Raw genomic sequence first — 22,285 nt, 5'->3', positions numbered from 1 at the left:
GTCACTTCCTGAGCCGTCGCACCCAGGTGCGGTCGCGCAGCCGGTCCGCCGCCCAGCGGCGGCCGGCCGCACAGCCGGCCAGCAGCAGCAGCGGCACCGCCGTGCGGCGCCGGGCCAGCAGCAGGCGCTGGTTGACGGCCGGTTCGGGACGCCAGTGGCTCTTGTACGGTTCGCGGCCGCGCAACAGGCTGAGCCTGGCGCGGCCGCTGGCGCTGCTCTCCCGGGCGCCGTTGCGCAGCAGCAGGGTCGCCACGTCCACCTTGCTGTCGCGCAGCAGCGGGTCCGCCCCGTACAGATAGCCGCCGGACAGCAGCGGCGACATCAGGGTGAGGTCGGCGGCGACGACGTCCCCGGCCATGCGGAACTCGGTCACCATCGCGTCGCCCGACTCCACCATCGACCGCACCGCCCGCTGGAGGTGCTCGGCGAACCGGGGCCTGAGGTGCTCCGGCGTCACCCCGCGGTCCGCCCACTGGCGCTGGTGGAGGTCCAGCAGCCGCCGGAGGGCGCCGGGGACCTCGGCGGCCGGCACGACGTGCTCCTCGATGCCGAGCCGGTCGAGCTTGCGCAGCTTCGAGCGGGCCCGCTGGGCGCGGGAGGACGGCAGCCGGCCGACGAGCTCGTCGATGGGGGCGGCGGGCAGCTCCATGCAGACCGAGTCGGGCAGGCGGTGGCGCGGGCCGCGCCAGTGCGCGTACACCCGCTGGGCCGCGGCCTCCGCCCGTACCTCCCGGAGGTCGATCACGGCGGTACGGGCCAGCCGGCCGAGCGCCGCGGTCAGGACGGGCACCGCCCCGTCGGCGTGGGCGTCGTCGACGAGCACGTCGGAGTAGTCGGTGATCGCGCCGCCCAGGTGCGTCAGCACCGGCAGCGGTCCGCGCACCCGCCGCAGGGGGGCCGCCGCGACGAGCCGGCCGTCCCGGCGCACCAGGACGACCCGCAGGCATCCGGGGGTGCCGTACGACACCCACCAGGAGTGCAGCCAGGAGTGCGACTGGAAGGGGGTGGCCGTGGCGCACCGCCGGTACAGGGCCGCCCACTCCCCGGCGAGCCGGCCGAACTCCCCGTCGTCCCGGCAGACGGTGACCTCCCAGGTACCGGGCCGGGTCATACCAGCGCCTCCTGCTGGGCGACGGGCCCCGGCACGGACCCCGGGCGGCCCCCGTACCCGTACCGCTCGCCGCGCCGGGCGGGGCGGGGCCGCACCAGCAGGGCGAGCCCGCCGAGCAGCCCGCCGGCGCAGCCGCCCACGAACAGGGACAGCGGCACCGACGGCGAGACCGGGTCGGCGGGCGTGACGGCCCGGGTGAACTGGAGGACCTTCACACCGGTGCTGCGCTCGGTGTGGGAGCCCTTCTCGACGAGGGCCCTGGCCACGCTGTCGGCCATGCCCGCGGCGGTGGCCGCCTCGGGGGCCCGGGCCGTGATGGCGATCATCGGGGCGTCGGGCGAGGTCGCGGTCTGCACGCCCGCCCGCAGCGTCTCGGCCGGCACCCCGGCGGCGACCTGGGCGTCGCCGACCACCGCGATGTCGGTGGCGACCCGTCCGTACGCCTGCGCCAGGCCCATCGCGCCGGCCGGGTCGGACTTCGCGGACGGGACGACGATGACGTAGCTGGTCGCCGCGTACTCGGGGGTCTTGAGCAGGCCGTACGCGCCACCGGCGAGGACGCCCAGCAGTGCGGCGGCCGGGACGAGCCATCGGCGGCGGGTGCGCCTGAGGCGGGTGAGCCAGCCGATCGCGCGGCGTACGGCAAGGGACTGGGTCGTGGTCATCGACAACTCGCTCCGTCGTAAGGGCCGTGGTGCGGGCCTTCCCGCAGGCCGGGGTGGAGGCCGTGGTGAAGCCCGTCGTGGAATCCGTCGTGCAGGCCGTCGTGCAGGTCCCGGTAGAGGGACGTCAGCAGCCGGGCGCTGCGGGCGATGTCGTAGCGGTGGACGGCCGGGGGCACGGGCAGCCGTTCGCGCGGGACCGTCTCCAGGGCGGCGGTCACCTCGTCGACCGTCCCGCCGATGCGGCGCGCTCCGGGCGCCTCGGAGGGCGGCAGGTCGTCGAGGGCGGGGCAGGCCACGTACCGGACGGGCAGTCCGGCCGCCAGCGCCTCGACGATCGCGAGCCCGAAGGCCTCGTCGGGGGACGTCGACACGAACACGTCCATGGCCGACAGCAGTTCCGGCAGGCCGTGGTCGACCGCGCCCGCCCACACCACCCGGTCCGCCGCCCCGCACGCGCGGGCGGTCCGCTCCAGCGGTTCCCGCTGCTCGCCGTCCCCGACCAGCAGGAGCCGGGTGTCACCGGGCAGCGCGGCCACCGCGCGGACCAGCGTGTCGAACCGCTTGCCCGCCACCAGCCGCCCGACCCCGCCGACGACGTACGCGCCGGGTGCGAGGCCCAGCCGCCGGCGGGCCGTGTCCCGGGCGGCCGGGTCGTACGCGAAGCGCCGCACGTCGACGCCGTTCGGCACGACCCGGATCCGGGCCGGGTGCACCCCCCACGCGACCAGGCGCCGGGCGACCGTGCCGGACACGGCGACCGTCGAGGTGCCGAGCCGTTCCCCGGCCAGGTACAGCGCGCGTGCCCCGGCGCTCAGGCGCCGGCCCTCGATCTGCGCGGCGCCCAGGGAGTGCTCGGTGGCGACGACCGTCCGCACGCCGGCGAGCCGGGCGGCGAGCCGGCCGTACAGACACGCCCGGTACAGGTGGGTGTGGACGACGTCGAAACCGCCGTGCCGGACGAGGCGGGTGAGACGGGGCAGGGCGGACAGGTCGCGGTTGCCGCGCATGCCCAGGTGGGTGACGGGGAAGCCGTCGGCCCGCAGGGCGTCGGCGACGGGACCGGGGTTGGTGAGGGTGACGACGCTGCTGCGGACGCGGTCCATGTGCGGCAGCAGCAGGCGCAGTTGCTGCTCGGCGCCGCCGATGCCGAGTCCGGTGATGATGTGCAGGACGTTCAGGGCGCTCATGACGCGGGTACCGGGGCGACCGCCACCGGGGCGCGCCGCGCCCGGTGCAGCCGGCGCTTGGCGTGCAGCCGCCAGGCGGTGTCGCGCTGCCCGATGTGCACCCGGGGCAGGGCGAACACCCCGCTCAGCGGGCCGGGGTCGATGGCGGCGGCGTAGGTGTAGCCCGCCGCGCGGGCGGCGCGGACCGTGCGCTCGTCGACGTGCCCGTACGGGTAGCAGAAGCCGTCGGGGGCGGTGCCGGTGAGCGTGCGGAGCCGTTCACGGCTGCCGGCCGTCTCCTGGGCCAGGACGTCGTCGGGGGCACCGGGCAGGGAGATGTGCAGCAGCCCGTGCGAGGCGACCTCCATGCCGGCGGCGGCGCAGCGGCGGACGCCGTCCTCGGTGAGCAGCGGTTTGCGCGGGCCGAGGGCGTCCCAGTCGTTGGTGCCGCCGAGGCGGCCGGGGAGGACGAAGACGGTGGCCGTGCACTCGTGGCGGCGCAGGACGGGGACGGCGTTGTCGAGGAAATCGGCGTACCCGTCGTCGAAGGTGAGGCCGACCAGGCCGCGGGTGTCGCCGTGGCGGGCCGCGTACAGCAGCAGTTGCCGCAGGCCGACGCCGCGCAGGCCGTGGTCGCGCAGCCAGCGGAGCTGCTCGTCGAGGCGGGCGGGGGAGACGGTGACCTGGTAGGGGTCGTCGTCCGTGGTGTCGTCGACGGAGTGGTACATCGCCACCCACAGGGGGATTCTCTGCTGGTTCATGAGCGGGCCTTCGCAAGCCGGTGGAAAGGGTTCGCGGAACGGAGGAGGGCGGGGACCACCGGGGCGCGCAGCGCGCACGCGGTGGCGGTGAACGCGGCGGTGGTGGCGGCCGCCGCCGCGGTGACCGCGAGCAGCGCCGGGCCGGTCGCGCACCACCATCCGGCGGCGGTGCCGACGGCCGCGGCGGCGGTGAGCCGGGCCAGTCCGCCGGTCAGGCGCCGGGCGTCGAGGGGGATGTGCCGGCGGCGCAGGCCGAGCAGCAGCAGGGCGGCGGTGAGCGTGATGCCCAGGGCGTTGGCGGCCGCGATGCCCGGGGCGCCCCAGGGGCCCGCCCACGCCCGGCCGGCGGCGGCGGTCACGGCGATGCCGGCGAGCATGGCGGCGGCCGGGTACCACAGGGGGCGGGCGGCCGAGAAGTAGCAGCGCACCAGGGCGCCGACGAGTGTCTGACCGAGGAGCCCGAGGGCGTAGACGCGCATGACGGTGGCCGTGGCGGCGGTGTCCGCCGCGTCGAACGCGCCGCGCTGGAAGAGCAGGTGCACGAGGGCGGGGGCGGCGGCGACGACGGTCGCGGCACCGACCAGGACGATCACCCCGGCGAGCAGCAGGTCGCGCTCGGCCCGCCGCCCGGCCGCCCGGGCGTCGCCCGCCGCGAGCGCCCGCGCGACCACCGGGAAGCTGACCGTGCACAGCATCAGCGAGAGGACCATCGGCAGTTGGGCGACCTTCTGCGCGTAGTTGAGGTGCGAGATCGCCCCGGCGGGCAGCGGCGCGGCGAGGAACCGCTCGACCAGGACCTGCGACTGACGGCTCACCGCGAACACCACCACCGGCGCCACCGCGGCCAGCACCGGCCGCCCCACGATCCCGCCCGCCGGGCCGTCCGCCGGTGTGCCCGCCGGGCCGTCGGTACGGGCACGACCGGCGGGGCCGTGCCGGGGGCGGGAGAGGACGTGCCAGAGGGAGGGGGCCTGGACGAGGACCATCAGCACGCCGCCCGCCGCGACACCGGCCGCCGCCGCGCGGACACTCCACCCGTCGGGGCCGAGGAGGACGACCGCCGCGATGATGCCCGTGTTGTACGCGGTGTAGATCGCGGCCGGCGGGAGGAACCGCCCGTGCGCGCGCAGCGCCGCGCTGAGGTACCCGGCGAGGGCGAAGGTGAGCAGGCAGGTGGCGGTCAGCCGGGTGCAGTCGATGGCCAGTTGCCGCTCCGGCAGGCCGGGGGCGAGCAGGCCGACGAGCCACGGGGCGGTGAGCGCGAGCAGTCCGGCTGCCGCACCCGTGCCGAGGGCGACCTGCGGGAGGGTGGCCCCGACGAGCGCGTGCACGGGGTCGGGACGGGGGCCGGGGCCGGGCGGGGCGGGGTCCGCGCGGCGGGCGAGCGCGGCGGCGAAGGCGGGCACGAGGACGAGGGCCATGCCGTCCTCGATCAGCAGGGTGGCCGCGAACTCCGGGACGGTCCAGGCGACGAGGAACGCGTCGGTGGCGGTGCCCGCGCCGAACGTGCGGGCGAGCAACTGGTCGCGGAACAGCCCCAGCAGGGCGCCGAGCGCCGTCAGCGCGGCCGTGAGCGCGGCCGCCCGGGCGAGGAAGCGGCCGGACGGCGCCCATCCCGGTGCCTCCGCCTCCGCCCCCGGCCGCGCGGCCACCCCGGTCCCCCGGGCCCCCTCACCCACGCGGCACCCCCGCCGCGCGGATGCCGGCCCCGGACGGAGCGGCAGGGGCGGTGGCCGTCCCGGGGGCGGCGGTCCCCTGGGCGGTGCCCCTTCCGGCGACGGCCCCGGGAGCGGTGGCGGTCGCGGGGACGGTGCCGCCGGACCGGCGGGTGGCCGGCCCGGGCGCGGCGGAGTCCCCGGCGGGGGCCGGGGGCGGGCCGCCCTGCGGGTGGACGGTCCGGGCGGGGGCCGTGGTCGCCGCCGGGGCGAAGGACCACCAGGCGGCCAGGCCCAGCACGAGGGCCGTGAGCACCGTCGCGGGGCCGCCGATGTCGGCGTACGCGAAGTCGACGAGCTGCCAGACCAGCAGGCCCACCGCGACGGGGCCGCACTCCGGACCGTTCCCGCGGGTGTCCCACAGGCGGCGGAGGGCGCACGCCAGCAGGGCGAGCCAGCCGCCCGCGACGGTCAGCAGGCCGAGGAGGCCCTGCTCGCCCAGGACCAGCAGGTACATGTTGTGCGGCGACAGCAGGGGCTGGCGCTGGAAGCCCTGCCCGGCGCCCGCGGTGTCGCTGCCGGACGACAGGGCCAGGGAGGCGTGGCCGTCCCGGTACTGGGGGAAGCCCTTCAGCCCGACGCCGGTGAGCGGTTCGGCGCGCCACATCCCGGCGGCCGCGGCCCACATGGTGTACCGGTCGGTGACCGACCGGTCGGGGGCGGCCGTGACCCGGGAGATGCTGGCGACCCGTTCCTGGACCATCTGCGAGCCGACGCCCAGCCCGGCCACCAGGACCACGCCCAGCGCGCCGGCCGCGAGGCCCACGCGCGCGGCCCGCCGGAGCCCGCTCAGCACCAGCAGCAGCGCGCACGTCGCCACCGTCGCGATCCAGGCGCCCCGGCTGAACGACACGACCAGCGGGACGGTCAGCAGCCCGCCGCAGAGCAGGGCCGCCGCCCTGGCCCGGCGGCCCGGCGCGCCGAGCGCGATCCCGGCGGCCGCGACGATCCCGTACGAGACGACCGTCGCCATGCCCATCACGTCGGTCGGCCCGAAGGTGCCCACGGCCCGGACGTCCTCGCCCATGTACGAGGCGCCCGTGCCGGTCAGGTACTGCACGACGCCCAGCCCGCCCTGGGCGAGGGCGAGGCCGATCACCGCCCAGGTGACGACGGCGAAGTCCCGCCGGTCGCGCACCAGCAGCACCACGGCCGCCGGGACGAGGACGAAGACCTGGAGGTACCGGGCGACGCCCGGGAGGCTCGCCGCCGGGTCGTGGGACGCCACGGCCGCGGCGCAGATGCCCAGCACCGGCAGGCCCAGGACGGCGGCGGCCGTCCGGGTCAGCGGCCGCGCCCGGTCGCGGACCGCCCGTACGGCGCAGAAGGCGACCAGGACGGCGGAGGCCGCGTCCGCCGGGGTGCCCGTGCCGGTGGCGCCGGGCGGCGGCGGGACGGCGAGCAGCACGACGACGGCGAGCAACGGCGCCAGCGGCGCCCACCTGCGGACCGGCATCAGCTTCCCGCCGGCCGGATCAGCGAGGCGGCGGTGCGCAGCAGGATGCAGACGTCCTGCCAGAGCGACCAGTGGTCGATGTAGTGGTTGTCGAAGCGGCACCGGTCCTCGATGGAGGTGTCACCCCGCAGCCCGTGGACCTGCGCGAGCCCGGTCAGCCCGACGGGCATCCGGTGCCGCGCCGCGTAACCGGGGTGGACGCGGCTGAACTTGGCGACGAAGTAGGGGCGTTCCGGGCGCGGCCCGACGAGGCTCATGTCGCCGCGCAGCACGTTCCAGAGCTGCGGCAGCTCGTCGAGCGAGGTGCGGCGCAGGAACGTCCCGACGGCGCTCATCCGCTCGTCGTGGGCGACGCTCCACCGGGTGGCGGCCTCCTCGTCGTCGGCGGGGCGCAGCGTGCGGAACTTCAGCAGCGTGAACAGCCGGCCGTCCTGGCCGACACGTTCCTGCCGGAAGACCACGCCGGGGCCGTCCGACAGCCGGATCGCGGCCGCGCACAGCAGCAGGAGCGGGGAGAGGGCGGTGAGCATGAGCCCGGCGACCGTGACATCGAGGAGCCGTTTGGGCAGCCGGCCGCGGTGGGCGGCCGGCGGGTCCAGGCGCCGGCAGGCGTGGCCCCACAGGTGCTGGCCCATCGGTGTGGGCCCGGTGCCGCCGTCGCCCTCCGCCACCAGGCGGCCGACGCAGCCGTAGTGGCTCAGCAGGGCGACCAGGTCGGGTGGCGCGGTGCCGGTGAACACCGCGTCGCGGACGCTGTTCTGGATGACGGCCCGGTGGATCTCCTCGGGGGTGGTCAGCACCGGCAGCGCCGAGCCGGCGGTGGCGGGCGGCCGGTGGGTGGCGACGACGCCGACCGGCCGGATGCCGTACTCGGGGTGCCTGGTGAGCGTGGCGGCCAGCCGCTGCGCCGCGTCGACGGGGCCGACGACCAGCGCGGAGCCGGGGTGCGCGCGGGCGGTGGCGCGCCGCCGGTGGTGCAGGACGGCGCGGCAGGCGCACACGAAGGCCAGGTGGACGGCGTACGCGGCGCCCAGGGTCGCCGGGCCGAGGGCGCGCTGCGGGGACTGCGCGGCGAGCAGCGCGGCGGCCGCGCACCAGGCGGTCGCCGCCCGTCCGGCGAGGGCGGGCAGTTCGTCGAGTACGGAGGCGACGACGCCGGGCCGGTAGAGACCGGCGTACGCGTCGAGGGCGGCCAGGCACGCGGTGAGCTGCATCAGCAGGGCGGCGCTGCGCTGGTGGGGGCCGAGGAGCAGCGCGGCGAGCAGGACGGCGGCGCAGTCGGCGGCGACCAGGGAGGCGACGAAGGGCGGCGCGGGGACGGGGCGGCGCGGCGGCAGGGCCACCCGGTCCGCGAGGCCGGCCCGCCCGCGCGGTGGTACGACGGTGGTGCCGGCCGGACTGGTGCTTTCCGTGGTCACTGGGGGATCGGCTCCCTGAGCTCGTGGCGCGGCGCGGCGGTCACCTCGCGGTACACGTCCGCGATGGCAGCGCCCGCGCGCCGCACGTCGAACCGCCGCTGTACGTACCGCTGGGCCTGGCGGCCCAGGGCTTCACGGAGGACCGGCCGCCGGAGCAGCGAGCCGAGGGCGGTGCCGAGGGCGGCCGGGTCGCCGGGGCGTACCAGGCAGTGCGTCTCGTGACCGGGCGGCAGGCTCTCGCGGGCGCCGTCCACGTCGGTGAGGAGGACGGGGCGGGCGGCCGCCATGGCCTCCAGGGGCGCGAGGGCCATGCCTTCCCAGCGGGACGGCTGGACCACCAGGTCGGCGGCCCGGTACCAGGGCGCCGGGTCGGTGACGGCGCCCGCGAAGGTGACCGCGCGCTCCAGCTCGCCGTGCCGGGCGGTGGCGCGGAGGGCGTCGGCGTCGGGGCCGTCGCCGACCAGGACGAGCCGGGCGTGCGGGACGCGGTCGAGGACGGCGGACCAGGCCTCCAGGAGGGTGTCCTGGCCCTTCTGGCGGCACAGGCGCCCCACGCACACCACGAGTGGTGCGGTGGCGGGCAGTCCGAGGCCGGTGCGGGCGGCGGCGCGGCCGGGTCCGGCGGTGAAGCGCTGGGCGTCCACACCGTTGTGGACGACGGTCCAGGGGGCCCGTACGCCCGCCTGCTCGCCGCGCCGCCGTTCGGCCTCGCTGACACAGATGACCCGGTCGGTCCAGCGGGCGGCCCAGCGTTCCCAGCGCCTGGCGAGCGCGCCGGCCAGCCCGTCGACCGCCTCGAACGACCAGGCGTGCGGCTGGTAGACGGTGGGCACCCGGCCGCGCACGGCGATCCGGGCGGCCAGGCCGGCCTTCGCGCTGTGCGCGTGCACCAGGTCGGGGCGTACCAGGTCGACGAGCTCGGTGATCCGGCGGCTCTCGGCCACCAGCCGGGGGCCCGGCTCGCGGCCGGCCCGCCAGGGGTGGACCTCGGCGCCCCGCGCGGCCGCCGCCACCGCCAGCGGCGTGCCGGGCGGACAGGCGACGGCGACCCGCATTCCCAGGTCCACCTGCGCACCGACCACGTCGGTGACCACGCGGGCCACCCCGCCGTCACCCGGCTGGACAACATGCAATGCGGTGAGTGGGGAACGCACGCGTGACCCTTTCTCCTTCTACGACTTCTCCGCAGCTTTCTGCGAAGCGGGCGGCGGTGAGGGTGTCGACGGAATCGGATCAGTCGGCTGGTTCGGCGGGATCGACGGATACGGCGATTTCCGGCGCTCGGCGAATGTCAGTGGCGCGCGGTATTCGGGCGCGGCCGCACTGCAAGAACCTCTGAATTCCCCATACTGGTTCTCCGCTTTGACGAGTGGGACCGCGTCCAGCGAGACGTACGTTATAACTCAACAAACACGACCAGAAGCACGCGAAACACCGCCGGAGCAACTTCCCGATTTTCACCCCGCGTTGACGGTGCGGCGTGTCGCGCGCGGGCCGCGGCCGGCCGCTTCACCCATTCGGTCCCGCAACCGCCGAAATCCTGCGGCGTTGTTGGTGTAGCCGGCCACGTCGGCCGCCGTGCCTCACCAACCTAGGAGTTCCTCACCATGTCCCGTATCGCGAAGGCAGCCGTCCTGACCTCCGCCGTCGCCGCGTCCGTCGCCGGCGCCACCGGCGTCGCGCACGCCGACGCCGACGCGGACGCCGCGGCCGTGAAGTCCCCCGGCGTCATCTCCGGCAACGTGGTCCAGGCGCCGATCCACGTCCCGATCAACCTGTGCGGCAACACCATCGACATCATCGGTCTGCTGAACCCGACCTTCGGCAACGTCTGCGTCAACGACTGACACGGCGGACCGCACCGGCAGCCGGGCACTTCGGAAGTGCGTCACCCTCCGGGGGTGGCGCACTTCTCTGCTGTGCGGGGAAAGCCGTGCCACTCCATCGGCGGCGCGCGGCCAGGGGCGGGGGGCGGCACGGCGGGTCCTTTTCGCCCAGGTCAGAGGGTGCCGTTCACCCGTCGGGCCCCTTCTCGGTTGGCACGCATGCGTTTGCGGGCCGCACCGCCCGGACTCACGGTGATGTCACGTTCCCGACGCGTCACTGGAAGGACAAGGCATGCGTCTCCTGACACCCCGCCGTGTGGCGGTCACCGCACTCTGCGCCGCGCTCACGCTCGGTACGGCGGGACCCGCACTCGCCCATTCCACTCCCCGAGCCGCCGAGCAGCAGGCCAGGACGCCGGCGGACATCGGCGACATCCTCGGTTCGATCGGCGGCGTGCTCGACTCCGTCCTCGGCACCGTCACGGGCACCGGCAGCACCCAGGCGATGCCCTCCTCCGAGATGAACCAGCAGATGAAGGACCTCACGACCGCCATCGAGGCGCTGCGCAAGGCCGTGGCCGAGTCGAAGACGAACACGAACACGAGCACGAGCACGAGCACAGCGAACACGGTGAACCCGTCGAACCCGGCGAGCCCGGACAGCGGCACGAACACCGGCTCCACCGCCCCCCGGACGCCGGTCGACGACGTCACCCCGGACGCGGCGGGCGACCTGGACGCGCTGGACGGGGCCGACTCCCCGGACGGAGCGGACGCGGACGTGGACAAGGCCATGGACGCCATGGACAAGGCGATCGACAACCTGGTCGCGGCCGCCATGAAGGGTCAGGCGGTCACCTCCGCGTCCCAGGTCCAGGCGGCCACCCAGGCCCTGATGGACGCCATCATGCGGGACGTCGCCAAGAGCGCGCCGACGACGGGGACGAACACCCTCCCCGCCACCACGCTGCCCGCCACCACACTCCCGGCCGCCACGCTGCCCGCCGCCACGCTGCCCGCCGCCACGCTTCCGGCCGCCGCCCGCTAGCCGCACGCGACCGGCTCCAGGGGACGCCCCGCCCCACCTCCCGACAGCCGTGCCGCCCCGGTTCCCCGCCGGGCGGACACGGCCGCCGGCCCGTCTCCGGCACGCCCCCGGCATGTTCATCGGAAGATAGGACTGGTGCGTATCGATCGGGTGCAGTGCCGAGAATTCCCGGCTGACGGAGTTTCCCCCGCGCGGAGGGCTCGTTACAGAGGACAGAGCGCCGCACAGGTGATCCCAACGTGCTTGTGCCGAGCGTGAGTTGCAGCGAACAGACGCCAGTCCCAGGAAGGACTCACCCAATGAAGCCCACCAAGGTTGCTGCGGTCGTCGCCGGTTCCGTGATGGCTCTGGCCGCGGCGACGCCGGCCTTCGCCGCCGAGAGCCTCACCCCGTCCAGCCTCAACGGAGGAGTCGAAGCCCTGGGCAAGCGCGGACTGACCGAGGCCGTCCCGAGCGACGCGGTGGGCAAGGTGACCGACGGCAAGGCCGTGGACAAGGTGCAGGACACCGCCGGTGGACTGGCGCCCGCCAAGGACGCCGCCAAGCCGCTCCTCGGCGGCCTGCCCCTGGGCAAGTAACCCACCCGGCACCACCCCTGGTGGTGCCCCCGGCCGTGCGCCGGGAAAGCGGTACCGCGTGTACGACGCTGCCGGGGCCGACGGGAAACGACGTTTCCGTCGGCCTTTCGGCTTTTCGGCGTTCGGCGTTCGGCGTTCGGCGTTCGGCGTTGGCGTTCAGCGTTCGGCGTTCCGGACGTCAACACCCGTACGGCCGCACTGCTGCAACCAGGCGAATTCTGACGCGTTTTTCGGCGCGTGCTCGTTCTTTTGGGCAGCACCACCGTACTCACAAGCCCGGGAAGGCGTACGCAGCAATGAACCTGAAATCTCAGGCCGGCATGGGGATTGTCGTCACGTGCCTCGCATCGGCGGCCATGGCGTCGCCCGCGGCGGCGGCCGCCACCGTACCGGTCGCGCCGGTGGACGTGCCCCTGCACGGTCTGGGCACCGTCCTCCCGACGGACACGCCCACCCTGCGTACCGGCGTTCCGATCCCCCTGCCGGGGGCGCCCATGGGGCTGACCGAGCGCGGCGAGGGCCGGGTCCAGCCGCTGACGCTGCCGCAGCTCCCGTTCACGGCGGGCGTGCCGGAGACGCTGGTCAGCGCCCCGCTGCCGGAGGCCGTGGAGGGTGAGCCGACGGGTCAGGCGCTGGTCGCCGCGCCCGCCTCGACGCTCCGGGCGACCACGCCGGGCGCGATCCTCGGCTCCCCGCTCACGCTGCCGCGCGCCGAGTCCCTCGGCATGCCGGGCGCCGAGCTGCCCCCGGTGGGCTTCCTGCCGCCGGCCGTCTCGGGCGCGTTCGACTCGACGCTGGGTCTGGCACAGCCGCAGGTCTGACCCCCGGCCCCCGGCCCCGCCCGTCCTTCCTCCCCCGCTCCCGCCCCCGCGGTTCCTCCTCCGCACGTCCCTCTTCCGTCCCCTGCACGCGTCCGAAAGGGCGAACCCGGTGCCACGACCGGCTGTTGGAGTGGCGCGGCCGTTACCCGGCCTGACGAGCGCCGTTGTAGGGGAGTGACGACCGCAGGTCCGCGGTCCGATTTCCACGTACAAGGAGATTTTGATGTCTCGCATCGCGAAGGCTGCCGCCGTCATCGTCGGCACGGGCGCTGTCGCCCTGAGCGGAACCGGCCTGGCCGTCGCCGACGCACGGTCCGACGCCGCTGCCGTCGAGTCCCCCGGTGTCATCTCCGGCAACGCGGTCCAGGTTCCGATCCACATCCCGGTCAACCTGTGCGGCAACACCATCGACATCATCGGCCTGCTGAACCCGGCGTTCGGCAACCAGTGCGCGAACGTCGACGACCACAAGGGTCACGGCGGCTACGGCCACTGATCGCGCCCGCCCGCACCGGTGCCCACCGGTGTGTGACGACAGGCGCCGACGCGTACGGCCCCCCGGCTCACCGGCCGGGGGGCCGTTCCGTTCCCCGCGCGCCGTCCGTCAGGCGAAGCGGTAGAGGTGGCGGTGGTCGGCGACGTCGGCGGGGGTGACGTTGAACGGGGGCATCGGCTCGTGCCGGGCGACGACCCGCCGGTACTGGGCCGAGCCGGGCGGGGGCGGAGTGGCGGGCAGGTAGCCGGCCCGCGGGTTCCTGCTCTGCCAGCGCGACCAGAGCAGGTCGATGAAGGAGTGGTGGAGCCAGAACACCGGGTCGTTGACCGACGCGCCGCCGAGCATCAGCCCGCCGACCCAGCGGTGGACGCGGTTGTGGTTGCGCCAGCGCCCGTTGCCGCTCTCCCGGGTCCAGCCCTCCAGCGCGTTGCGGAAGCCGGTGCGGCTGGTGGAGTCCCACGGGGCCGAGTCGTAGACGGTCTCCTCGGCCGCCCGGGCGAGCTCCCGCGCGGTCGGCAGGCCGATGGGAGCGGCCGGGTTGCCGAAGTTGCGGGTCAGGAACGGGCTTTCGGTCACACCGGCCGTGATCGGCCAGTTCCCCCGGGCGTAGGCGAAGGGGCCCGTCATCACCTGGCGGTCGCCCTTGCGTCCGTCGCCACCCATGAAGTCCTCGCCCCACAGGGAGGCCGCCGGGGTGTTGTCGCGGGTCCAGTCCCAGTAGGGGACCGTCACCGTCGGGTCGACCTCGCGCAGGGCCCGCTCGAACTCCAGCAGGTACTGGCGGTGCCAGGGCAGGAAGGAGGGGGCCATGTGCGCGACCCGCAGGCCGTCGTCGCCGTCGGCGGTGTAGTACGCGATGTGCGTCCGTACGAAGTCGTCGTACCGTCCGGCGCGTTTCAGCTCCAGTACGGCAGCGACGAACTTCCGCCGCTCGGCGGGGCTCAGGTCGCGCTGATTCTTACGCACGTACGCCATGGTGTCCTCCCAGGGCCAGTCGGGCGGAGCCCAGTTCGTCCACGGCGGCACGGGCGGCCTCGAGGGCCGTGGGGTACGCCTGGTAGTGGTCGACGGGCGTCACGTAGCCGCCGCCGGCGCAGCGCATCAGGTGCAGGGGCCGCCCGTCGATCCGTACGTCGAACCGGGCGCCGCGGGCGTCCGGTGGGGCGGGGCGGCCCTGGAGGCGCCGGCCCCGGTACATCTCGTCGAACCCGCCCGTGGGCCGCCGGTCCGGGTCCGTGCCGGTCCTGGGCGTGGTGGCGACGTGGGCGAGCGCCCCGCCGGTGAAGGCGGTGACGGTAAGGGCGAACAGCGCGCGCAGGACGGCGCGCCGGTGTGGAAGGAGACGGGACAGCGGCTGTGCGACGCTCATCGATCGGGCTCCCTGCTCGTCGTGGCTCCCCCCGGGACAAACGACGCCGCTCGCGAACCGTTCCGGAGGGCGTCACCGCATCCATTACCCGGGCAGGTGAATCACCGCCCCGGCATTTCGGCTGAACAGGTGGGAATGCACCCAAAGGCCCTACAAGGCACCACTACCATCCGGCTGCATGACCTCTTCCACGACCGCCGCAACGCCGGGGCAGCAGGAATCCCCCCTGGGCACCCTCATCGTCATCCCCTGGGCCAATGAGCCCGAGCCCGAGTCCGACGCCCCCGTCACGCCCTTCCTGATGGTGTACTCCCTGGGGGACGGCCGCGACGGTCCCGAGGCCGGGGCGGAGGCGCTGCGCGGCGAGCTGGAGAGGATCGGCCTGTCGATCGGCGACAAGGTGACGGACCTCGCCCGCGAGACGCGGATCCCGATCACGCTGCTGGTGGAGGCCGAACAGGCCGTGCTGAACCTGCCGTTCATGCGGGTGCAGTGCCCGGTGCCCCCGGAGTGGGAGAAGGCCGCCCACGAGAGCGGCACGGCGTACCTGATCTGCTCGCTGCGCCCGTGGCCGGAGGCGGTACAGGGAAAGCCGGTCAGCGAGGAGCGGTTGAGGGCGTTCCTCGCGGACGAGGAGATGATCGCGCAGGCCGCCCACTGCCTGCTGCCCGTGCGCCGGGTCCGCACCTGACGGTCGGCGCGGGCCGGTGAATGGGCCCCGGTGGCCGGTCCGTTGACCTCCGCCGGGGCCCTTCCCTCTTTCCGGGGAAGAAAACGGGGAAAACCGCGACGAAAGGATTCGGCGTGTAACGTCGCCGCCATGACGATGACGCGAGTGAAGGACGAGGCATCCCCCGTCCGGAGCGGGGAAGCCGCGCAGGTGACGACGTCCGTGGGGGCGGGGCGGGCGTTCGCGTGGATGCTGGTGGTCACGGGGGCGGCGGGGCTGCTGGCGGCGTGGGTGATCACGCTGGACAAGTTCAAGCTGCTTCAGGACCCGGACTTCACCCCGGGGTGCAGTCTGAACCCGGTCGTGTCGTGCGGCAGCATCATGAAGAGCGAGCAGGCCTCGGTCTTCGGCTTCCCCAACCCGATGCTGGGCCTGGTCGCCTACGGCATGGTCGTCGCCATCGGTGCCGGGCTGCTGGCCGGCGCCCGCCACCGGCGCTGGTACTGGCTGGGCCTGAACGCCGGAACGCTGTTCGGCACCGGCTTCTGCATGTGGCTGATGTACCAGTCGCTGTACGAGATCAACGCGCTGTGCCTGTGGTGCTCGCTGGCCTGGGCCGCCACCCTCACCATGTTCTGGTACGTCACCTCGCACAACGTCCGCGTGGGCCTGCTGCCCGCCCCCCGCCCGGTGCGCACGTTCCTCGACGAGTTCACCTGGGTCCTGCCCGTCCTGCACATCGGGATCATCGGCATGCTGGTCCTCACCCGCTGGTGGGACTTCTGGACCGGCTGAGCACACACCGCGTCCGCGGCCGGTCCCGGTCGGGGCAGGCAACCGAAAAGGCCAGGTCACTTGTCAGTGACCTGGCCTTCTGCGGAGCCGCCTTCGGGATTCGAACCCGAGACCTACGCATTACGAGTGCGTTGCTCTGGCCAACTGAGCTAAGGCGGCATGCCGTGCGTTCCCCCTGGAGGGTGCAGCAGCGGGGACAAGTCTACACAGGTCCGGGGGGTGCCTCGCACACGCCTCAGCGGCAGCGCTTGCCGGCCGGCGGGACCGTGCCGTCGAGGAGGTAGGTGTTGATCGCGGTGTCGACGCAGTCGCTGCCCCGGCCGTAGGCGGTGTGGCCGTCGCCCTCGTAGGTGAGCAGGGTGCCGGAGGAGAGCTGGGCGGCGAGGGACCGGGCCCACTTGTAGGGGGTGGCCGGGTCGCGGGTGGTGCCGACGACCAGGATCGGCGGGGCACCGTCCGCCTGGATGCGGTGGGCGGCGCCGGTGGCCTTGGTGGGCCAGTAGGCGCAGTTCAGCGACGCCCAGGCCAGACCCTTGCCGAAGACCGGGGACGCCTTCTCGAAGGACGGGACGGCCGCGGCGGCCTCGGCGGGGCCGGTGAAGGCCGGCGGCTGGTCGAGGCAGTTCACGGCGGCGTTGGCGTACATCAGGTTCGAGTACGTGCCGTCGTCCTCGCGCTCGTAGTAGCTGTCGGCCAGGGCCAGCAGCGCGGAGCCCTCGCCGCCCATCGCGCGGGTGAGCGCCTCGCGAAGCTGCGGCCAGGCGGACTCGTCGTACATGGCGGCGATCACGCCCGTGGTGGCCAGGGCCTCGCCGAGTTCGCGGCTCTCGCCGGTCGGGACGGGGTGCTGGTCGAGGGTGGCGAAGAACGCCTTGAGGCGGGTGGCCGCGGCGGTGGGCGACCCGTTGCCCAGCGGGCAGTCGGGCTGCTCGACGCAGTCGGCGGCGAAGGACCGGAAGGCCGTCTCGAAGCCGGCCGTCTGGTCGCGGTTCAGCTCGGCGGTCGGCAGGGACGGGTCCATCGCCCCGTCCAGGACGAGCCGGCCGGTGCGGGAGGGGAACAGCTCGGCGTAAGTGGCTCCGAGGAACGTGCCGTAGGACGCGCCGACGTACGTCAGCCGCGCGTCGCCCAGCACCGCGCGGAGGATGTCCATGTCGCGGGCCGACTCGACGGTGGAGACGTGCGGCAGGATCCGGCCGGAGCGCTTCTGGCAGCCGGCCGCGAAGTCCTTGAAGGAGTCGGCGAGGAGGGTTTTCTCACGGTCGTCGTCGGGGGTCTGGTCCACCTGGGTGTACGCGTCCATCCGCGGCCCGTCGAGGCACCGGACGGGTTCGCTGCGGGCCACGCCGCGGGGGTCGACGGCGACCATGTCGTAGCGGGCCCGGACCGGGGCGGGGTACCCGACGCCCGCGTACCCCTGGAGGTAGCCGACCGCCGAGCCGCCGGGGCCGCCCGGGTTGACCAGCAGGGAGCCGAGGCGCTTGCCGGGCCCGGTGGCTTTGATCCGGGAGACGGCGAGCTTGATCTGCTCACCGTCCGGCTCGGCGTAGTCCAGCGGGACCTTGAGCGTGGCGCACTCGAAGCCGGGCACGCCGCACGCGCGCCAGGACAGCCGCTGGCCGTAGAACGCCTTGAGCTGCTCGGTCGTGGCGACGGAGGCCGAGGCCTGGGCGGAGGCGGCCGGAACCGAACCGCCTTCCGTGCAGCCGGCCAGGAGCAGCCCGGCGAGCGAGACGGTGACGGCGGTCGTACGGAGGAGGCGGCTGGAGTCCATGTCCGGAGGGTATCCGTCCGTTCACGCTTCGTGCCCACGACTACCCGTGTGGGTTACCCCGCGCGCAGGGCCATGGTCATGGCCTCCACCGCCAGCAGCGGCGCCACGTTGCGGTCCATGGCGTCGCGGCAGGCCAGCACCGCCTCGATCCGGCGCAGGGTCCGCTCGGGCGTGGACTCGCGGGCGACCCGGTCCAGGGCGTCCCGCACGTCCACGTTGGCCAGCGCCGTGCCGGAGCCGAGCTGGAGCGCGAGCACGTCGCGGTAGAAGCTCGTCAGCTCGCCGAGGGCCAGGTCCAGGCTGTCGCGCTGGGTACGGGTGCGGCGCCGCTTCTGCTTGTCCTCCAGGTCCTTCATCGCTCCGGCCGTGCCGCGCGGCATCCGGCCACCGGGGGTGCCGCCCAGCGCTGCCTTCAGCTCCTCGGTCTCCTTGACGTCGGTGCCCTCGGCGACCTCCTTGGCGTCCTCGGCCGCCGCGTCGACCAGCTCCTGGGCGGCCTTGAGGCAGCCGCCGATGTCGTCCACCCGGAGCGGGAGCTTCAGGACGGTGGCCCGGCGGGCCCTCGCCCTCTCGTCGGTGGCGAGGCGACGGGCGTGGTCGATGTGGCCCTGGGTGGCGCGGGCGGCGGCGTACGCGGCCTCCGGCTCGATGCCGTCACGGCGGACGAGGACGTCGGCGACGGCATCGACCGGCGGTGTGCGCAAGGTGAGGTGGCGGCAGCGGGAGCGGATGGTGGGCAGGACGTCCTCGACGGAGGGCGCGCACAGCAGCCACACCGTGCGGGGAGCGGGCTCCTCCACCGCCTTCAGGACGGCGTTGGCGGACTTCTCGTTCAGCCGCTCGGCGTCCTCGACGAGGATGACCTGCCAGCGGCCGTTCGCGGGCGAGGTGAACGACTTGCGGACCGTGTCGCGCATGTCGTCGACCAGGATCTGGGTGCCGACGGCGGCGACCGTGGACACGTCGGCGTGCGTGCCGACCAGCGCCGTGTGGCAGCCGTCGCAGAACCCACAGCCCGGCTCGCCGCCGAGCGCGCGGTCGGGGCTGACGCACTGGAGCGCGGCGGCGAAGGCGCGGGCGGCGGTGGTGCGCCCCGAGCCGGGCGGGCCGGTGAACAGCCACGCGTGGGTCATCGTGGACGCGTCGGGCGGGGCGGTGCCGGCCGCGTCGGCGGTGACAAGCGCGTCGGCGTCCCGGGCGGCGGAGCGCAGCTGCTCCTGGACACGGTCCTGGCCGACCAGGTCGTCCCACACGGGCATGGGTCACCGCCTTCCTGCGGGTGTCGATCGGCTTCCCATTGTGGGGCAGGGGTCCGACAACGGACGCCCGCCCCGTGGCCGGCGGCCCGGTGCCGGCCGCCCGTCGGTACGGGCGGGCCGAGCCGGGCGTATCGCGTATCGGGTCAGCGGCGGCGGGGGCGTCCGCCGCCGTGGCCCTCGTCCTCGTCGTGCGGGCCCAGCAGCTCGTCCGCGAGCGTGGGCAGGTCGTCCAGCGGGGTCTCCTCGGCCCAGTCCGAGCGGCGCCGGGGCTTGCCCTGCTCGTCGATCTGCGGCAGCTCCCGGGTGCGCTCGCCGGCCGGCCTGCCGGGCCGCTCGTCCCGGAAGTAGCCGGGCGGCACGCGGTCGGCGGCCCCCTCGTCCCGGACGGGCGGGAGGACGGCCGTCTCGTCGGCGGGACCGGCCGGACCGGTGGCTCCGGTGTCCCGGACGGGCGGGAGGACGGCCGTCTCGTCGGCGGCCGGGCCGTCGTGTCCGGCCGGGCCGGAGTCGCGCACCGGGCGGAGGACGGTCGTCTCGTCGTCGGCGCGGTCCGTGCCGCGGACGGGCGGGAGGAGGGTCGTCTCCTCGTCGTCCTTGCGCATGTTGACGCGCGGCACCGGGACCTCCTGGGTCTCCTGGTCCGGGCGCACGACCGGCGTCGGCACCGTCGTCTCCATGGCGGACGTGGCGGCCGCCGCTGCCGCCGACGCCGCGGCCGCCTCCTCGGCGAGCCGTCGCGCCTCCTCGGCACGCAGCAGGGCCTCCTCGGCCTTGCGCTGCTTCTCCAGGCGCCGGGCCTCGGCCTCGGCCCGCAGCCGCTCCTGCTCCTCCTTGAGCTGCCGCAGCCGCTCCTGCTCCTCGCGGCGGGCCTTCTCCTCGGCCTCGCGGCGCCGCCGCTCCTCCTCGGCGAGCCGACGGGCCTCCTCCGCCCGGAGCCTGGCCTCCTCGGCCTGCCGCTCGGCCTCGCGCTGGCGCGCCTCTTCCTCCTCGCGGCGCTTGCGCTCCTCCTCTTCGGCCCGCAGTTTGGCGAGCTGTTCCTGGCGCTCGCGCTCCAGGCGCTCCTCCTCCGCCTTGCGGGCCGCCTCCTCCTCGGCCTTGCGCCGGGCCTCCTCCTCGGCCGCCTTGCGGGCGGCCTCCATGGCCTTCACCTCGGCCTCGGAGAGCGGCAGCATCTGGTCGAGACGGTGGCGTACGACGGTGGTGACGGCCTCGGGCTCCTGGCCCGCGTCCACCACCAGGTAGCGGCCCGGGTCCGCCGCCGCGAGGGCGAGGAATCCGGCCCGTACGCGCCGGTGGAACTCCGCCGGCTCCGACTCCAGCCGGTCCGGCGCCTCGGTGAACCGCTCCCGCGCGGTCTCGGGCGAGACGTCCAGCAGGACGGTGAGGTGCGGTACGAGGCCGCCGGTCGCCCAGCGCGAGATGCGGGCGATCTCGGTGGGCGACAGGTCGCGGCCCGCGCCCTGGTAGGCCACGGAGGAGTCGATGTACCGGTCGGAGATGACGATCGCGCCGCGCTCCAGGGCCGGGCGGACCAGCGAGTCGACGTGCTCGGCCCGGTCGGCGGCGTACAGCAGCGCCTCCGCGCGGTTGGACAGCCCGGCGCTGGAGACGTCGAGGAGGATCGAGCGCAGGCGCTTGCCGATCGGGGTCGCGCCGGGCTCGCGCGTGACGACCACCTCGTGGCCCTTGGCGCGGATCCACTCGGCCAGCGCCTCCACCTGCGTGGACTTGCCGGCGCCGTCGCCGCCCTCCAGGGCGATGAAGAAACCGGTGGCGGCGGGGGCCTGCGCGGGGTCGGCGCCGCGCAGCGCGTCCCGGAGGTCGCGGCGCAGCGGCACGCCGGACCGGTCGTCGGTCTTGGCGAGCACCAGGGCGGCGACGGGCAGCAGCAGGGCGCCGACCAGCATCAGGGTGAAGGCGGCGCCGCCGTGCGCGAAGACGAAGTCGCCGCCGGCGAGCCGGTGCGGGCCGATGGCGGCCGCCAGCAGCGGGGCGGCGAGCGCGCCGAGCGCGATGGAGACACGGACGACTGCGTGGAGGTGCTCGGTCAGCCGCGGCCGCCGGTACTCCTCCGTCTCCTGGTCGAGCAGGGTGTGCCCGGTGTTGGCGGCGACTCCGGCGGCGAAGCCGGCGCCGAGCGCGAGGAACAGCACGGTCGCCGTGTCGGGCACCAGCCCCAGCGCCAGCAGTGCCACGCCCGTGACGGCGGTGGCCAGTGCCAGCAGGCGGCGGCGGGAGAGGGCGGGCAGCACGGACGGGCCGCGCCGGATGCCCAGGCCGGTGCCCCCGGTCAGGGCCAGGACGAGGAGCGCGAAGGCGACCGGGCCGCCACCCAGGTCCGTGGCGTGCAGCGCGGCCACCGAGGCGGCGGACGCGACGGCTCCGGCGACGGCGGCGCAGGCGAGCACGAGCAGCGGTATGGCTCCCGTGCGGCCCTTGTCGACGCCGTTCCCGGTCGAGGGGCGGCGGAGGCCCTCCAGCGGGGAGCGCGGGCGCGGGGTCTGCGTGTCGGGCAGTTCCAGGAAGTACAGGACGGAGACGGACGCGGCGAACAGTCCGGCCGCCACGTACGAGCCGAGGGCGGCCTGGTGGATGGAGAACCAGTCGATGCCGGTGCCCAGCAGGTTGCCGACGAGGGTGGCGACGAGGAGGGCGGCGGCGGCTCCGGGGACGGCGGCGAAGCCCGTACGCAGCGACAGCCGCCGCAGGGCGTCCAACTGGTCGGGCAGGGGCCTGACGGCGGCGCCCTCCGGGGGCGGGGCGGGCAGCAGGGCGGGGGCCGCGCCTTCCTTGGCGACGGTCCAGAACCGCTCGGCGACCCCGGTCAGGAAGACCGTGCCCAGCAGGAACGCCAGTGCCTTGCCGGGCGTCCAGTCGAGCCACAGCGGGGCGATGACCAGCAGCGCGACCCGAACGCCGTCGGCACCGACCATGGTCCAGCGGCGGTCCAGGGGGCCCTGGGGGGCGGTGAGCGTGGTCAGCGGCCCGAGCAGGACGGCGCCGAACAGGAGCGTGGACAGGATCCGCGCCCCGAACACCGCGGCGACCGCGAAGGCCGCGCCCCGGTACCCGCCGCCGAAGGCCCCCTCGGCGACCGCGGCCTGGAGGGCCAGCAGCACCAGGACGAGCAGGGCGAGGGCGTCGCCGATCCCGCCGACGAGCTGCGCGCTCCACAACCGCCTCAGCGGCGGGGTGCGCAACAGGGCCCGTACGGCACGCTCGCGGGAGTCCGCGGCAAGTGCGGCGTCGGAGTCTGAGGTGGGGCTCAAGACCGTTGGCTGCTCGGCTCGCGTCATCCCATCAGCCTATCCGGACGGACCGGCACCCAGTCGTCCCCACCCGGACGAACCACAGCGC

Annotated in this window: 20 protein-coding genes and 1 tRNA gene; 7 read left to right on the top strand and 14 right to left on the bottom strand. The window is 75.1% G+C overall.

Features of this window, described 5'->3' with window-relative positions; genetic code table 11:
- Position 1: 1 nt before the first annotated feature.
- Genes ACZ7LK_RS25790 through ACZ7LK_RS25755 form a run of 8 tightly spaced genes read right to left on the bottom strand, consistent with a single transcriptional unit; the run spans position 2 to position 9,446 of the window.
- Complete coding sequence (locus tag ACZ7LK_RS25790) at positions 2 to 1,111, bottom strand: GNAT family N-acetyltransferase (protein WP_469462086.1); 1,110 nt, start codon at positions 1,109 to 1,111, stop codon at positions 2 to 4.
- Complete coding sequence (locus ACZ7LK_RS25785; protein ID WP_471143651.1) at positions 1,108 to 1,776, bottom strand: YveK family protein; 669 nt, start codon at positions 1,774 to 1,776, stop codon at positions 1,108 to 1,110. Before ACZ7LK_RS25785 ends, ACZ7LK_RS25790 begins: the two co-directional genes overlap by 4 nt.
- Complete coding sequence (locus ACZ7LK_RS25780; protein ID WP_392275696.1) at positions 1,773 to 2,954, bottom strand: glycosyltransferase; 1,182 nt, start codon at positions 2,952 to 2,954, stop codon at positions 1,773 to 1,775. Before ACZ7LK_RS25780 ends, ACZ7LK_RS25785 begins: the two co-directional genes overlap by 4 nt.
- 5 nt (positions 2,955 to 2,959) lie before the next feature.
- Positions 2,960 to 3,703, bottom strand: a complete 744-nt coding sequence (locus tag ACZ7LK_RS25775) for a polysaccharide deacetylase family protein (RefSeq protein WP_471143650.1) — start codon at positions 3,701 to 3,703, stop codon at positions 2,960 to 2,962.
- Positions 3,700 to 5,382 (bottom strand): lipid II flippase MurJ, encoded by a 1,683-nt coding sequence (locus tag ACZ7LK_RS25770; RefSeq protein ID WP_392275407.1) that lies wholly within the window; start codon positions 5,380 to 5,382, stop codon positions 3,700 to 3,702. Before ACZ7LK_RS25770 ends, ACZ7LK_RS25775 begins: the two co-directional genes overlap by 4 nt.
- Positions 5,375 to 6,874, bottom strand: coding sequence for an O-antigen ligase family protein (locus ACZ7LK_RS25765; RefSeq protein ID WP_471143647.1), 1,500 nt, complete (start codon positions 6,872 to 6,874; stop codon positions 5,375 to 5,377). The genes ACZ7LK_RS25770 and ACZ7LK_RS25765 overlap by 8 nt, the downstream gene beginning before the upstream one ends.
- On the bottom strand, positions 6,874 to 8,292 hold the full coding sequence (locus ACZ7LK_RS25760; protein ID WP_392275409.1) for a sugar transferase: 1,419 nt from the start codon (positions 8,290 to 8,292) through the stop codon (positions 6,874 to 6,876). The genes ACZ7LK_RS25765 and ACZ7LK_RS25760 overlap by 1 nt, the downstream gene beginning before the upstream one ends.
- Complete coding sequence (locus ACZ7LK_RS25755; protein WP_471143645.1) at positions 8,289 to 9,446, bottom strand: glycosyltransferase; 1,158 nt, start codon at positions 9,444 to 9,446, stop codon at positions 8,289 to 8,291. Before ACZ7LK_RS25755 ends, ACZ7LK_RS25760 begins: the two co-directional genes overlap by 4 nt.
- Before the next feature lie 453 nt (positions 9,447 to 9,899).
- Here ACZ7LK_RS25755 and ACZ7LK_RS25750 point away from each other — a divergent pair, with 453 nt between their 5' ends.
- From ACZ7LK_RS25750 to ACZ7LK_RS25730, 5 genes are all read left to right on the top strand, one after another.
- Positions 9,900 to 10,139: a chaplin gene (locus tag ACZ7LK_RS25750; protein WP_392275411.1), complete on the top strand. Its 240-nt coding sequence runs from the start codon at positions 9,900 to 9,902 to the stop codon at positions 10,137 to 10,139.
- 271 nt (positions 10,140 to 10,410) lie between these two features.
- Positions 10,411 to 11,166, top strand: a complete 756-nt coding sequence (locus ACZ7LK_RS25745; protein ID WP_471143644.1) for a hypothetical protein — start codon at positions 10,411 to 10,413, stop codon at positions 11,164 to 11,166.
- Between the two features lie 299 nt (positions 11,167 to 11,465).
- Entirely contained in the window at positions 11,466 to 11,744 is a 279-nt protein-coding gene (locus ACZ7LK_RS25740) for a hypothetical protein (RefSeq protein ID WP_392275413.1), read from the top strand.
- A 356-nt stretch (positions 11,745 to 12,100) separates the two neighbouring features.
- A complete protein-coding gene (locus tag ACZ7LK_RS25735; protein ID WP_392275414.1) occupies positions 12,101 to 12,565 on the top strand; it encodes a hypothetical protein in 465 nt (154 codons plus the stop codon).
- A 223-nt stretch (positions 12,566 to 12,788) separates the two neighbouring features.
- A complete protein-coding gene (locus ACZ7LK_RS25730; RefSeq protein WP_392275415.1) occupies positions 12,789 to 13,061 on the top strand; it encodes a chaplin in 273 nt (90 codons plus the stop codon).
- 108 nt (positions 13,062 to 13,169) lie between these two features.
- Here the strand turns inward: ACZ7LK_RS25730 and ACZ7LK_RS25725 are convergent, their stop codons facing one another.
- Both ACZ7LK_RS25725 and ACZ7LK_RS25720 read right to left on the bottom strand, forming a co-directional pair.
- Positions 13,170 to 14,036, bottom strand: a complete 867-nt coding sequence (locus tag ACZ7LK_RS25725) for a tyrosinase family protein (RefSeq protein ID WP_471143643.1) — start codon at positions 14,034 to 14,036, stop codon at positions 13,170 to 13,172.
- Positions 14,020 to 14,430, bottom strand: coding sequence for a tyrosinase family oxidase copper chaperone (locus ACZ7LK_RS25720; protein ID WP_392275417.1), 411 nt, complete (start codon positions 14,428 to 14,430; stop codon positions 14,020 to 14,022). The genes ACZ7LK_RS25725 and ACZ7LK_RS25720 overlap by 17 nt, the downstream gene beginning before the upstream one ends.
- A gap of 178 nt (positions 14,431 to 14,608) precedes the next feature.
- Between ACZ7LK_RS25720 and ACZ7LK_RS25715 the strand changes: the two genes are divergently transcribed.
- Both ACZ7LK_RS25715 and ACZ7LK_RS25710 read left to right on the top strand, forming a co-directional pair.
- Positions 14,609 to 15,121 (top strand): DUF5949 family protein, encoded by a 513-nt coding sequence (locus ACZ7LK_RS25715; protein WP_392275418.1) that lies wholly within the window; start codon positions 14,609 to 14,611, stop codon positions 15,119 to 15,121.
- A gap of 129 nt (positions 15,122 to 15,250) precedes the next feature.
- A complete protein-coding gene (locus ACZ7LK_RS25710) occupies positions 15,251 to 15,895 on the top strand; it encodes a vitamin K epoxide reductase family protein (RefSeq protein ID WP_471143641.1) in 645 nt (214 codons plus the stop codon).
- 85 nt (positions 15,896 to 15,980) lie between these two features.
- On the opposite strand, the gene ACZ7LK_RS25705 is transcribed toward ACZ7LK_RS25710, so the two are convergent.
- The 4 genes from ACZ7LK_RS25705 to tmk form a co-directional block, all read right to left on the bottom strand.
- Positions 15,981 to 16,054, bottom strand: a tRNA-Thr gene (locus ACZ7LK_RS25705).
- 76 nt (positions 16,055 to 16,130) lie between these two features.
- The gene (locus tag ACZ7LK_RS25700) at positions 16,131 to 17,669 is read right to left on the bottom strand and encodes an alpha/beta hydrolase (protein WP_392275420.1); all 1,539 of its coding nucleotides are present in this window, start codon (positions 17,667 to 17,669) and stop codon (positions 16,131 to 16,133) included.
- 53 nt (positions 17,670 to 17,722) lie between these two features.
- The gene (locus ACZ7LK_RS25695; protein WP_469462068.1) at positions 17,723 to 18,928 is read right to left on the bottom strand and encodes a DNA polymerase III subunit delta'; all 1,206 of its coding nucleotides are present in this window, start codon (positions 18,926 to 18,928) and stop codon (positions 17,723 to 17,725) included.
- A 143-nt stretch (positions 18,929 to 19,071) separates the two neighbouring features.
- The gene (gene tmk / locus ACZ7LK_RS25690) at positions 19,072 to 22,224 is read right to left on the bottom strand and encodes a dTMP kinase (RefSeq protein ID WP_392275422.1); all 3,153 of its coding nucleotides are present in this window, start codon (positions 22,222 to 22,224) and stop codon (positions 19,072 to 19,074) included.
- Positions 22,225 to 22,285 lie beyond the last annotated feature (61 nt).

The organism is Streptomyces sp. NPDC039423 (assembly GCF_055598725.1).
This window is presented reverse-complemented; position numbering and strand designations above follow the sequence as displayed.